The 13,718-nt window shown below is 39.5% G+C and carries 7 protein-coding genes; 5 read left to right on the plus strand and 2 right to left on the minus strand.

The window, feature by feature from the left end:
• Positions 1-119: 119 nt before the first annotated feature.
• The 5 genes from ACTJKN_RS08645 (at position 120) to ACTJKN_RS08665 (ending at position 9,635) form a co-directional block, all read left to right on the plus strand.
• Positions 120-3,296, plus strand: a complete 3,177-nt coding sequence (locus tag ACTJKN_RS08645; protein WP_440824115.1) for a SusC/RagA family TonB-linked outer membrane protein — start codon at positions 120-122, stop codon at positions 3,294-3,296.
• A 5-nt stretch (positions 3,297-3,301) separates the two neighbouring features.
• Positions 3,302-5,008 (plus strand): RagB/SusD family nutrient uptake outer membrane protein, encoded by a 1,707-nt coding sequence (locus ACTJKN_RS08650; protein ID WP_440824117.1) that lies wholly within the window; start codon positions 3,302-3,304, stop codon positions 5,006-5,008.
• Positions 5,009-5,023: 15 nt separating this feature from the next.
• Positions 5,024-6,547 (plus strand): glycoside hydrolase, encoded by a 1,524-nt coding sequence (locus ACTJKN_RS08655; protein WP_440824119.1) that lies wholly within the window; start codon positions 5,024-5,026, stop codon positions 6,545-6,547.
• 132 nt (positions 6,548-6,679) lie between these two features.
• Positions 6,680-8,518, plus strand: coding sequence for a glycoside hydrolase family 35 protein (locus ACTJKN_RS08660; RefSeq protein WP_440824121.1), 1,839 nt, complete (start codon positions 6,680-6,682; stop codon positions 8,516-8,518).
• 58 nt (positions 8,519-8,576) lie between these two features.
• Positions 8,577-9,635 carry a cellulase family glycosylhydrolase gene (locus ACTJKN_RS08665; protein ID WP_440824123.1) on the plus strand — a complete coding sequence of 353 codons (1,059 nt, stop codon included), beginning with the start codon at positions 8,577-8,579 and terminating at the stop codon, positions 9,633-9,635.
• A 290-nt stretch (positions 9,636-9,925) separates the two neighbouring features.
• On the opposite strand, the gene ACTJKN_RS08670 is transcribed toward ACTJKN_RS08665, so the two are convergent.
• Both ACTJKN_RS08670 and ACTJKN_RS08675 read right to left on the minus strand, forming a co-directional pair.
• Positions 9,926-10,555 (minus strand): Crp/Fnr family transcriptional regulator, encoded by a 630-nt coding sequence (locus ACTJKN_RS08670; RefSeq protein WP_440824125.1) that lies wholly within the window; start codon positions 10,553-10,555, stop codon positions 9,926-9,928.
• A gap of 387 nt (positions 10,556-10,942) precedes the next feature.
• The gene (locus tag ACTJKN_RS08675; protein ID WP_440824127.1) at positions 10,943-13,669 is read right to left on the minus strand and encodes an MSCRAMM family protein; all 2,727 of its coding nucleotides are present in this window, start codon (positions 13,667-13,669) and stop codon (positions 10,943-10,945) included.
• Between the last annotated feature and the right edge of the window lie 49 nt (positions 13,670-13,718).

Raw genomic sequence — 13,718 nt, forward strand, 5'->3', positions numbered from 1 at the left:
TGTTTGTTGACGCTAATTTAGCCTTCTATAAAGCAGTGCTATAACCGCGATTCCAATAGGGTTCTGTTGGGTAGGTTATAAATTGATCTGCTAACCAAATATTAAACTTGCAAACCAATATGAGAAGAAAAGTTCTGAAAGGATTTTTGCCAAAATCCTTTACAATTAAAACACTGGCATTTCTATTTATCGTATCCATCAGTTTACCGGCAATGGCATCTTTTTCTGTTACAACAGGGATAAAGAACAAGCTTAAAGAAATTGTGGTAACGGGGACCGTAACAAACGAAACAGGTGCTACATTTCCAGGTGTAGCCGTTAAAATTAAGGGTACAGAGAAGGCAGTACAAACCGATGCAAAGGGTAACTATAGCATTGCTGTTGCAGCTACAACAGATATACTCGTTTTTTCTTATGTTGGCTACACCAGTCAGGAACAAACGGTAGGAAACAGAACAAACATTAATGTTCAGCTTGGTTCAGAAGCTAAAACCCTAACCGAATTGGTGGTAGTTGGTTACGGCACCCAGAAAAAAGCAACCTTAACAGGCTCCATATCGCAGGTAAAAGGAAGTGAATTAATGAAAAGCCCACAACCAAACCTGTCAAACTCTTTGGCGGGCCGGTTTTCGGGGGTAATTGTAAATAACCGCAGTGGCGAACCTGGTGTTGATGGTTCTACCATTACGGTTAGGGGGCTTGCCACTACCGGGAGTAATAATGTACTCATTGTAGTTGATGGAGTTCCAGGTCAGATTGGTGGCCTTGAGCGTTTAGATCCCAATGACATCGAAAGTGTATCGGTATTAAAAGATGCTTCTGCAGCTATTTATGGTAACAGAGCCGCAAATGGTGTAATATTGGTTACCACCAAAAAAGGAAAAACGGGTAAACCATCTATAAGTTACAGTTTTAACCAGGGTTTTGGGTCGCCTACCAGATTGCCGAAAATGGCCGATGCAGCTACTTATGCACAAATTATGAACGAAATTAGTTTCGATTCAAATCCTGCCGGTGGACTTAATCAATCTTATACTGCAGATCAGATCGAGAAATTCCGCAATGGTTCCGATCCGCTCTTGTATCCAAATACCGATTGGATTAACGAAACACTGAAAAAGACCGCAGTACAAAGTCAGCATAGCCTTTCCGTTAATGGTGGCAGTGAAGATGTAAAATACTATGTTTCATTGGGTACAATAGCCCAGGATGGTTTATACAAAAATGGCGCAACAAAATATAATCAGTATAATTTTCGTACTAATGTTGATGCCAATATATCTAAATATATTAAAGTGGGTTTATCCGTATCGGGCAGGCAAGAGAATCGCGTATTTCCGCAGGTTGGGGCAGGTGATATTTTTAGATCTATCTATAGGGCAAAACCAATTGCCGCTGCATATTATCCAAATGGTTTGCCAACTACAGGGATAGAAAATGCAAACCCTGCAATGCAGGTAACCGATATAGGTGGAACCAATAAAAACCCTACACAGGTTTTAAATGGGATTTTAAGGGCTACGTTTATTATACCGGGTGTACAGGGACTTTCTGTAGATGGCTTTTTCTCGGCAGACAAATCGAATGTTTTTAGCAAAAGTTTTAACAAACCTTACCTGTTGTACCAGTATGATCAAGGCACAAAAAACTTTAACAGCGTAATTGTTGGTGGTAACAATCAAAAAGCAACATTAACCGAAAGCCATAAAAATGAATCGTTGCTTACTTCAAATATTAAGCTGAATTACGCACGTAAGTTTAACCTGCATGATATTAATGCCTTCGTGGGTTACGAACAAAGCGAAAATCATTTGGAATATTTCGATGCACAGCGTTTTAACTTTTTATCTACATCACTGCCTGAACTTTCGCAAGGTGGCACAGCAGCCACAGATTTTCTGAACTCGGGCTATAGCTCTAACTACAACCGCCGGAGTATAATCAGCCGTTTAGCTTATACTTATGATGATAAATATCTTTTTGAAGGCCAGTTGCGTGTTGATGGATCGTCTATTTTTCCCCAAGGCAAACAGTATGGTGTTTTCCCATCCGCTTCTGCAGGTTGGGTAATTTCAAAAGAAAAATGGTTTAACGAAAACGTTAAATTTATCGATAACTTAAAAATCCGTGCATCGTATGGTGCGCTTGGTAACGATAATGTAAATGGTTTCCAGTATTTCGATAACTATGTATTGGTAGGCAACGGGTTTGTGGCCAGAGATGTAACCAATTCGCTGACCATACAACCTGGCGTAAACCTGGTTAAATTGGCAAACCCGAACATTACCTGGGAAGTGGCGAAAAAACTCGATATCGGAATTAATGCTACAATATTTAAAAACTTTAGCATCGAAGCCATTTATTTCCAGCAAAAACGCTCTGATATTTTAACAACACGAAATGCTTCATTACCAGGTTCTTCAGGTATAGTTAATCCATTTGATGATAAAAGTCCCAATTATACACCGTTAGTGCCATCAGAAAATATCGGTAAGGTAAACAGCAATGGTTTTGAGGCTACCTTGGGTTATAACCATAATGGCGAAAACTTTAACTGGAATTTATCGGGAAACATTACCTATGCTAAAAATAAGGTCATATTTATTGATGAGGCCAGCGGTACGTTAGAATATCAGCGCCAAACAGGCAGAACGCTAAATTCTTACCTCCTATACAATAGTATTGGCATATTTAGAACGCAACAGGAGTTAGATGCTTATCCCCATGTAAGTGGTGCCAAAATAGGTGATCTTAAATATTTGGATTATAACAATGACGGAAAGATTACTGCTGATGATCAAACCAGATCAGCCTATAGCAATACCCCTCAAATTACTTATGGTTTAAATTTCGGAGCTTCATACAAGAATTTCGATTTATCATTCGTGCTGTCGGGACAGGGCCAGGTTAGCCAATATGTTTTGCCTGAAGCAGGAAGTGTAGGTAACTTTTACAGTAGCTGGGCCAATAACAGGTTTAGCGCGTCAAACCCGAATGGAACTTATCCAAGAGTTACCGATCGTGCCTCGAACGCCATCAGTGGCGGACAGTTTGCCAATAATTTTTGGTTAAACGATGCTTCTTTTTTAAGGCTGAAAAACGTAGAGCTTGCCTATAATTTAAAAGCGCCGTTTTTACAGAAGATAAATGTTTCGGGCTTAAGGTTTTATGCCAGTGCATTTAACCTGCTAACCTTTTCAAAAGTTAAAGATTACGACCCGGAAGGAAACAGTGGCAGTGGCCAATTCTATCCACAGCAACGCATTATTAATCTGGGCGCTAATATTAAATTCTAAACATCATGAATACTAAATCAATACATAAAATATTATTCGGCTTATCATTAATCGCTTTGAGTGTGGTGGGCTGTAAAAAAGATTTTTTAAATGTAGAACCAACAGACCGGATTTCTACCACTACTATAGAGAGCGATACGTCTGTTCTGGAAGCTTATGTAACCAACAGGTATATTGCCACCCGATTACAAGATAAAGAGGGTGATGGTTCTGCACCTGGGTTTGGCAGGGGCTTCGAATACAGTATGTGGAGTTCATACACAGACGAATCTGTTTACAATAACGATGATTTTACCTGGTTGATTCAAAGAGGCCAGCTGGCCCCTGAAAATTTAGGCAGCGCGGGTGTATATTGGGGCAGAAGCTACAAAAGCATAAGAGAATGTAATTATGCGCTTGGTGTGCTTGCTAAAATTGCGATGAGCCCATCGCATAAAAAACAATTGATCGCGGAGCTCAAATTTGTAAGGGCTTTCCGTTATCAGGATTTAATTCGAAACTATGGAGGCGTAGTTTTAATGGGCGATAAAGTAACCAGCCTGACTGATAATTTACAAGACCCGGCTTTATTTCAGCGCGCAACAATAAAAGAGAGCATTGATTATACTGTGACCCAGCTCAATGAAGCGGCTGCAGATCTGCCACTGGATAATAGCAGTAGCTGGATGCCGGGTAGAGCCACTAAAGGTGCTGCACTGGCACTTAAATCGCGTTTGCTTTTATATGCCGCTAGTCCATTGTACAATGCGGGTACATGGGAGGCAGCAGCAACAGCGGCGCAAGCTGTTATTGCCTTAAATAAATATAGTATTTTTAACGGAGGCTATGAAAACCTGTTCCTGAATGATCAGAATAACGAAATCATCTTTGCCAGATTATTTACAAAAAATGCCAACCATACACACCTGGAGATTGCCAACGGGCCAAACGGTTATGGCGGTTGGGGAGGAAATCTTCCTATGCAGAACCTGGTAGATGATTACGAAATGACCAACGGAAAACCGATTACCGACCCAACCTCTGGTTATGATGCTAACAATCCATATAAAGACCGCGATCCACGTTTTGCCGCAACTATTCTGTACAACGGAGCGGCTTACCGCGAACGTAATGTAGAAACGTTTATTCCTGGTGGGAAAGACAGTAAAGACGGAATTGATAACTGGAATACAACTAAAACGGGTTATTATCTTAAAAAATTCATGAACAATGCATATCCTTTACAAAACCCATGGGGAAATGCAGGTTTTCAACCTTGGATCTATTTTAGATATGCAGAAATTTTGCTTAATTATGCAGAAGCGGCAAACGAAGCTTATGGTCCTGATGCTGTTCCTGCCGGGGCAACAATGACGGCAAGGCAAGCGATAAATATGGTACGGGCAAGATCTGGTGTGAATATGCCGGCATTAGCTGTCGGACTTACACAATCACAAATGCGCGATGCAGTTCGTTACGAGCGTAGGGTAGAATTAGCCTTTGAAGAACATCGTTTTTATGATGTAAGAAGATGGAAAATTGCCGATGTAACAGAAAATAAACCTGCTGGTGGAATGATTATTACCAAAACAGCTAGTGGATTTACTTATACACCTAAGGTTGCTTTAGATGGACGCAAGTTTGAAACCAAACACTATTGGTTACCTATACCCAGAGCCGAAATTTTAGCATCAGGTGGTAAATTGGACCAAAACTTTGGTTATAATAAATAGAAATTAAAATTTTATATGATAAAGTCATATCAACACCTTAACTGTTTTTTTATCTGCCTGGCCATGTTTTTCTATGGCGAAACTGCCCTTGCACAAGAGGCTGTTGTAAAGATAGAGATCGATCCAGCTATTACATTCCAAACCATAGAAGGGTTCGGTGCTTCTGATGCCTGGACTTGTCAGTTTGCCGGATTGTGGCCTGCAGAAAAAAAGGATAAGATGGCTGATTTGCTTTTTAGTACCCAAACTACAAAATTGGGTCAGCCCCTAGGTATTGGCCTTAATATGTGGCGTTTCAGTATTGGTGGCGGCAGTGCCGCCCAAGGTAAGGCAAGCGATATTGGCGACGAATGGCGTCGTCAATACGCTTTTCTGCAACCAGATGGTAGTTATGATTGGAATGCAATGCCAGGACAAATCTGGTTTTTAAAGGCCGCTAAAACCCGTGGTGTAAAACAGTTTATTGGCTTTGTAAACAGTCCACATGTGCTTTTTACCAAAAACGGGAAAGCATATTCTACCGATGGTAACTGCAACCTGAATTTTGATAAACTTCCCGGATTTTCTGCCGATCTCGTAGCCACAATTAATGGAATAAAAAAAACAACAGGCATAGAACTGGATTACCTCAGCCCTGCAAATGAGCCACAGTGGAAATGGAATGAGCACAAACAGGAAGGCTGCCCATATAATAATACCGAATTGGCCCAGCTTTATAAAGGTGTAAATGATGCGTTCGCTAAAAATCAGATCAAAACTAAAATACAGATAGGAGAAGCAGGTCAGCTTGATTATTTATATGATAATGGTAATGAGGCCAAAGGAAATCAGGTTTTTCAATTCTTTAATACTGCATCTCCTAATTATGTTGGCAATCTTTCCAATATTGATCATTCGATTTCAGGACATAGCTATTTTACAACAAGCCCTGAACAAAAATTCATAAATACCCGTAAAAAAACAGCGGAAGCAGTAGCCCGGATACAAGGTTTAAGGTATTGGATGTCTGAATATTGTGTGCTGGGTGATGATGTGCTGAAAGGCGAAAAACGCGATCTGGGTATGGTAACCGCTTTGTTTATTGCAAAGTTAATCCATCATGATCTGGTGATATCCAACGCTACATCATGGCAATGGTGGCTGGCTGTATCAACAGGCGATTATAAAGATGGTCTGGTTTATATCGATAAAAATAAAACAGACGGAAGGGTGTACGATAGTAAAATGTTATGGGCTTTAGGCAATTATAGCCGTTTTATCAGCGTCGGTAGTAAGCGGCTTCAGGTTAAAACAATTGAAGAAAAAGTACCACAAGTGTATATATCGTCTTACTTGCAAAATAGAAAGCTCGTAACGGTAGCCGTTAACCCTACAGAAAATGATTTCGATCTGGATATCGATGTAAAAGGGAATAAGCAAAGTTTTGTACAAACCTATGTTACTTCTGCCGAATACAATTTATCACCCTATAAACAATATAAAGATACGAAACGAGTTCGTGTCCCTGCTAAATCTGTGACCACCATACTTAGTAATTAATTTTCTTAGTCTGTAATTATAAAGCTCCTTATTTTTTTATCTCAATCATTTTGTTTTGAGCTGAATAGCACTTTACAAATCGATATGGGAAAACTATGCTTTTAACTTTTTAAATATTAAAATATATCTTAAATGAAACCTATCCTCAAACTCCTGAAGATTACAGTAATTTTAATTACCTGGTTTTCCAGCTTTGGTGCTTTTGCACAGGCTCAGCACACTTTTAAACTTGCAGACGCTGTTTTTCTGCTTGATAATAAACCCTTTCAGATTATTTCAGGCGAAATGCATTACCCCCGCATACCTAGAGAAGCATGGCGCGATAGAATGAAAATGGCTAAGGCCATGGGCTTAAATACCATTGGTACCTATGTATTTTGGAATGTACATGAACCTCAAAAAGATAAATTCGATTTCTCGGGCAATAATGATATTGCCGAATTTGTACGTATAGCCAAAGAAGAAGGATTGTGGGTATTGCTTCGCCCTAGTCCATATGTATGTGCCGAATGGGAATTTGGCGGTTATCCATTTTGGCTACAGAACATTAAAGGTTTACAGGTAAGGAGTAAAGAAGCACAATATTTAAAAGAATATAAAGAATACCTTACAGAGATTGGTAAACGTTTAGCGCCATTGCAGATTAACCATGGTGGCAACATTTTAATGGTACAGGTAGAGAACGAATATGGTTCTTACGGAAATGATAAGGAATACCTGAAGATCAATGCCCAGCTCTTTAAAGATGCCGGTTTTGATGGCGTACTTTCTACCTGCGATCCTGTCCCTGCATTAGAAGGTGGTCATTTAGCGGGTTTGCTTCCTGGCGTAAATGGCATCGATAATCCTGCTCAGATCAGAACGCTGATCAATAAATATAACAATGGTAACGGACCTTACTTTGTGCCAGAATGGTATCCGGCATGGTTCGATTGGTGGGGTACAAAACACCATCAGGTAGATCCAAAAACGTATGCCAATAAACTCGACACCGTATTAAAAGGAGGCATTTCTATTAACATGTATATGTTTCACGGGGGTACAACCAGAGGTTTTATGAATGGGGCAAATTACAACGATTCTACTGCTTACGAACCACAGATAAGCAGTTATGATTATGATGCGCCATTAGATGAAGCAGGTAATGCAACGCCAAAATTTATGCTTTTCCGCGAAGCGATTAAAAAGAATTTGCCTGCCAACCAAACACTTCCTGTTGTACCCGCCGCCAAACCGGCAGCTGCGTTGCCTGTAATTACCTTTACCAAATCAACAAACATCTTTAACCTGGTTGGGAAACCTCTATTAAGTGAAAAACCATTAACCTTCGAAGCCCTTAACCAACCTTATGGTTTTGTATTGTACAACAGCACCATAAAAGGTGGGCGCAAAGGCGTAATTAAAATCAACGAGCTTCGCGATTACGGATTAGTATATATCAACAAAAAACTTGTAGGTGTTTTAGACAGGCGACTTTATCAAGATAGTTTAACGGTCGATCTTCCTGCTGGCAATGTACAACTTGATATTTTAGTAGAAAACATGGGTAGAATTAATTTTGGTCCTTACTTACTTAAAAATAATAAAGGGATTACCAAAAATGTAACTTTTAATGGTGAAGAGGTTAAATCATGGAAAATGTATCCCTTGCCATTTGATAAAATAGATGCCCGAAAAATACAGCCTAAAGTAAATAGCCAGTCTGCGGCGGTACTTAAATCGGCTTCCTTTAATTTAACCAAAGTTGCCGACACTTATTTAGATATGCGCCAGTGGGGAAAAGGACTGGTTTGGGTTAATGGCCATAATTTGGGTAAATATTGGGCTATCGGGCCACAACAAACCATTTATTTGCCTGCAGAATGGCTTAAGAAGGGAAAGAATGAAATTGTAGTTTTCGAACTGCTTAAACCTAAACAACATACATTAAGCAGCCTGGCTAAACCTATTTTGAATGAACTAAAAAAATAAATAACATTTCGATTTCTTCTGGTTAACGCCTCACTAACCAAATATTAAATCATTACCTATGAAAATTAAAACGTCAATTGCAACAATGGCCGTTATGTTAAGCGTGTGCTTAATGGGCTGTGAAAAAAAAGAATTAATTACAGAAACTCCGCCTGATATCGGAAAAACAGGTGTTATTGATGCTCAAAAAGCAGATTTAGAATCGGTTGGTGCTGCGGGTATTGCAGGTGTAAACTGGGCGGACGGTCGGGATAATTTTGTTGATGGCTGGGTAATCCCTTCAGGCTTAACCGCTGGTGATGATTACACCACGGTATCAGCAAAGGCAAATGCGATATTAACGGGTTTTCAAAATAACATGCCCGGTGTTAATACGGTAAGGTTACCAATTAACCCGCCAAGTGTATCCGATTCGTGGTGGAGTGCATATACTGGTGCAATAGATCGTGCACTAAGCAAGAACATGAAAGTGATTTTGGCTTGTTGGGAGAGTGCATCTTCCCATAATGGTACTATTGATGACACTACCCAGTTTTGGACCATGTGGCAAACCGTAGTTAATAAATATGGAAGTAATGCAAACGTGTATTTCGAACCCATGAATGAGCCCTATGGTTATACATTGGCCCAATTAACCACTATCTATGCCGAATGGCTTTCCCGTTACCCCAATGTAAGCAAAGGCCGGATTCTTTTAGGTGGTACAGGCTATTCGGAAAATGTAACAGCTGTTGGAGCAGATAGCCGCTTTTCGAACTGCCTCTTATCACTTCATAATTATGCATTTTGGGCTACCAGAACACAATCGGCCTGGGAAGCGGATTGGCGAAGCCGTTTTGGTAGTTACGCCAGTCGAACTGTCGTTACCGAATATGGTGCAGCCATGACTACGGGTAAAAACTATACCGGTTCGGTTGGTAGCGATAATGAAATAGCCTATATAGTTGGTTCTACCAATGTATTTAGAAATGATAAGGTTGCCAGCGTGTACTGGCCCGGGCTTAGAGATAACGACAGTTACAGTATTCAGAACCGTGGTGGAAGCGGAACAAATATTACCTTAACAACCACCAATCAATCGGGATTAACCCGTATCAGATATGGCTGGGGTTTATAATAAGATCTAAGAAAAAAATCCGTCTCCTAAATTATTTAAGAGGCGGATTTTGCTCTTTATTGTTATAAATTGCATTTATTTATTCAAAATCTCATCTGGAAAGGAACTGCTTTTCCGGGCGCTTTTTCTACAGGCATTTGTGAACCGCTGTATTTTTATCTACACTTTAGCTTTCAGGAAATCCATAAGGATATCACCCAAATTTTTATCCACTCTTCTACCAAACCGGCATGCTTAAAGTGTAAATGTTTGCTGCACAGCAGGGGAATTCATATCAGAAAGCTGGCATACTATTCTTTTTCATTAAGTGCTTTTTTCCTAATCCTGCTCAGTGTTTCGAGCCGCATGCCGATAAATGATGCAATATACTTAAGTGGCACACGGTTTATTAAATGAGGATAGGAAACCAGGAATCTTTGATAACGTTTCAATGCAGAGGGCAGCCTGCTTATATAAGCACGTTCAGTTGCTCCGAGGAAATAAATTTCTGTCATTTTACGGCCCACATAGTTGGCGATCGGAAACTTGTCGTAAAGCAGTTTCGACATTTCGTGCGGAATGGCAATTGCAAATACCGGATCGATCGTTTCTATATATTCATCAGAGATTTCATTCTCCCACAAATTTCTGATGGTTCCCGCCAGTTCATTTTCGGCAGCAATCCAGGTCGTAATTTTTTTGTTTCCCATTTTAAGGTAACCATGTACTGCTCCTTCCAAAATAAGGAAGATATATCGATTATGCTTTAATGGCGAGGCAATGTGTTTGTTTTTGGCAAAACGGATGGGAAAGGTTTGCCCGTTAATAATTTTTTCAATTTCATCATTAAGCGGATGATAAGATTTGAAAACTGTAATAAGTGGCGAAAAGCCTCCAAATGCAGCCCACTTATCTTCACCATAAGTATTTTCAATATTCATTAAGGGAATGGAAATATATCTGTAAAAATGAAAATTAACTTGGAAATAAAAAATTGATCATTACCATATACAACTATTGGGAATGTTAAACTTGCTTTGATTGGTGTTTTAACTGATCTTGATTTTATTTTTTACAAAATGTATCTAGCAATTAAAACATTTTCTGAAAGGAATTGTTATAAAACTTGGAAATTGAATTTCAATACTGGGGTTTCGTGTAAAGAAATAAGGGGTTGATGTAAAAAAAGTTTCGATAGGTTTTAAATAAACCATCTTTGCAGAGTTATTTCCGAAAGGTAAAATACACCTGAAAATATTTAAAGTCATATGTCAAACGCCGGGTTCCCTAAAAACCAATCCTTCAACTGACATATGATTTTTTTTGTCCTAATTTTTAAAACGCTTAATTTCAATCTTCTTTTCTTTGACCTTTAAAGTTATCGTAGGTATTATTGTAGCCATTGCTGATTTTACGGTAATCAAAGCTGGTTCGCCGTCAAAGTAAACATGTTCTGGCAGATGCATCACATCTGGATAAGCCTGATAGTTACCTTCTGGCAGATAAACAGAATAATCTCCGTCTTCACCTGTTTTAACGGCTCTGATCATACCATCCTTGCCTTTTATTAGAATATTGATACCTGCCAGCGATGGATCGATCTGCAGACTTCTGGTTTCGTTAAAATTAATAGCAATTCTGCCAGTTACATTTCCACTTTTCTGCATTGGAACATTAATTTTCATATTCTTCTGATCTATGGTGATATGCATCGGCATAATCTGATATCCGTTTTGCAAAGGCATGTTCAAACTGTAATCACCATAAGGTATTTTACTGTATTGGATGGTTCCGTTAGCCGGGATAATGAAAATAATTTTGTTGACCAATAAGGTACCTGAATTTGCAGGTTCATCACCAGCGTCGAAAATGCCATTTTGGTTGTTGTCTTTATAAATTAAGATGGTAATATTCCCTTTTTTACCAGGAATATGTTGCCTTGGATCAGCTAATTTTTGAGTAATGCCTGCCTGTAAGCTTCTAAATGAAGAATTTGCAAAACTGGTTCTGTACTGATACGCGTAAGAGCTGATGTAGAAAGCTGTTTTAGGCGTAATTTTATAATCTGCTTTACCGGTATAAGTAATATTATTGCCGAAAAAAGCATCGCGGTAAAAAATTAAACCTGCTTCTGCGCGTAGTTTTTTATTGAAGAAATATTGATGAAAAGATGGACTGATGCTAAACCGGTATATCTCTTGCTCCTTTAATCCAGTATTATAAGATTCGGCAAGTAAAAAACTTCCTTTTTGCAGATAGGCATTAAGGTTCATCCAGCTATTAGACCATGTGGCGTTTAAGCGGAGCTGAAGTTCGGTTTTCCCATTCATATTCTGCCCAAAACCATTGTCCATCGAGAAAAAGATATTCTGTCTAAAATCACTGCTGTGCCAGTTAATGGATTCATTTAAGCGGTATGCGGTTAATTTGTTGGTTTCGGTCTGCAAAAAGTTGTAATCTGATTTTTCCTGATCGCGTGAAGCGGTAAGCGTTAAATTTAAGTTCACCTTAACTGGAATTGCCCAACCTGCCTCCATGCGCTGTAACGAATAGTTTCGTTGGAATAAGAATATGTTTCTTTGATAGGCCGGATCAAAATTGTACAGGCTAAAACCGAGCCATGCATTGTGTTTTCCAAAGTAACGGCTAATCCGCTCATTTAACTGAAGTACACCCCGGCGTATACCTGGGTAATAGGCAGTAGAAAAGAAATTATTGCTGCTAAAATTTAATTTTTGCCAATTGCCGCTAAAATTGGTGCCCAACGCAAAAGAGGGTTTAATGTCATCCGGATTTAAAAGGTCCTGAGAAAGGCCGCCACCAAGGTTAACACTCATAACGAGGTTGCGTTTGTTTAGCAGAGAAACCGTATTGGCCGATAAAATACTCCTGCTTTGTTCTAACGGAGCGTAATCAAAAATAAACGAACTGCTGAGTTCATGCCCACTGGTGTCCTTTACATTCGCTTTTAGATAAGCAGAATACCCGTAGTTTAAATTGTCACCCAAAAGATTGTAAGACTTTTGTACAAATGCTGCTTCTACACCATGGCGGTCTTCATCGGCCCGGGTATAAATTTTTACGCCCCTTCCGTTAACAAAACTTTCGAGGTTTTCTGAAATATTTCCCACAGTGATCCCTTTTTTATCTCCTTCGTAGTTAAGCCAGGTATTGCTAATGAGCGGGCGGTTAGCCAGGCTGTTCCATTGATAGGCATCTACGCTAAAGCCGAGTATGCCATGCCCCAGTTGAGTGGCTCCGGTGCCATTAAGCTGCCAGGATTGCGAATCGCTAAAGAGGTTTTGGCTACTGAGCGAAATCTGATTGGTTAAATTTCTGTTTAATATGTTCTGAGGCATTTCGGCACTAACAAATTGCCTGTTGGCTGCCGCATTCTGCACATAGGCGATACCATTGCCAAAAAGTTCGCCGTTTTTGTAAATACCAGCAATGTTGACGTAAAAGTTATTGAGCTGGTACAGCTCACGGTTAATGATCTTTCCAAAACTTATCTGTTGCTCCATTCCCGGAGATAGTTTGATATCTTTTTGTAAAACATTTTTACCTTGCCCGTTGTCTGAGGGGAAAGAGGCGATCAGTTTTAATTCTTCAACCTGATTACCAGCATTGCGGATGAGCAGGTTAACTGTTAGCGAATCGCCGATCTGTTTTAAAAGAATACTTGGTGTAAGTACAATAAGCTCTGTAGCGCGTAAAGGCAGCATAGAAATGCTCGTTTTAACCTCGGCGCGTAAAGCATTGTTTAAGTCGTGGAGCTGAAATACCATTTGATTCGTTTTGGCAACAGCATTATTTAGTACAAGAAATTTAAAGGGGTAAAAGGTATGTGCTTTTTTTTGAACTTTCACCTTAATGGGCTGGTCGGCAAACAGGCCAAACCCTTTAGGTAAAACCGGCATAATATGGCCTTCAAAGTTCTGATCGCTATTGTTATCGATCCTGATACTTAAGGAAATTAATTTTTCGCGGCCGATATTGATCAGGCTATCAGTGCTGATCTTAATTTCGCTGCTGTTTTGTGCGAATGAGGGCATACTAAAGCATAGCACTAAAATGCTACACCATAAAAATATCCTTTGATGG

The organism is Pedobacter sp. 22163, assembly GCF_052045595.1.
Classification (GTDB): Bacteria; Bacteroidota; Bacteroidia; order Sphingobacteriales; family Sphingobacteriaceae; genus Pedobacter.

Bases quoted from the DNA above. Each gene is read 5' to 3' on its own strand.
- ACTJKN_RS08645 (WP_440824115.1), top strand. From the start codon at position 120: ATGAGAAGAAAAGTTCTGAAAGGATTTTTGCCAAAATCCTTTACAATT.
- ACTJKN_RS08670 (WP_440824125.1), bottom strand. From the start codon at position 10,555: ATGAATATTGAAAATACTTATGGTGAAGATAAGTGGGCTGCATTTGGA.
- ACTJKN_RS08665 (WP_440824123.1), top strand. From the start codon at position 8,577: ATGAAAATTAAAACGTCAATTGCAACAATGGCCGTTATGTTAAGCGTG.
- ACTJKN_RS08675 (WP_440824127.1), bottom strand. From the start codon at position 13,669: ATGCCCTCATTCGCACAAAACAGCAGCGAAATTAAGATCAGCACTGAT.
- ACTJKN_RS08650 (WP_440824117.1), top strand. From the start codon at position 3,302: ATGAATACTAAATCAATACATAAAATATTATTCGGCTTATCATTAATC.
- ACTJKN_RS08660 (WP_440824121.1), top strand. From the start codon at position 6,680: ATGAAACCTATCCTCAAACTCCTGAAGATTACAGTAATTTTAATTACC.
- ACTJKN_RS08655 (WP_440824119.1), top strand. From the start codon at position 5,024: ATGATAAAGTCATATCAACACCTTAACTGTTTTTTTATCTGCCTGGCC.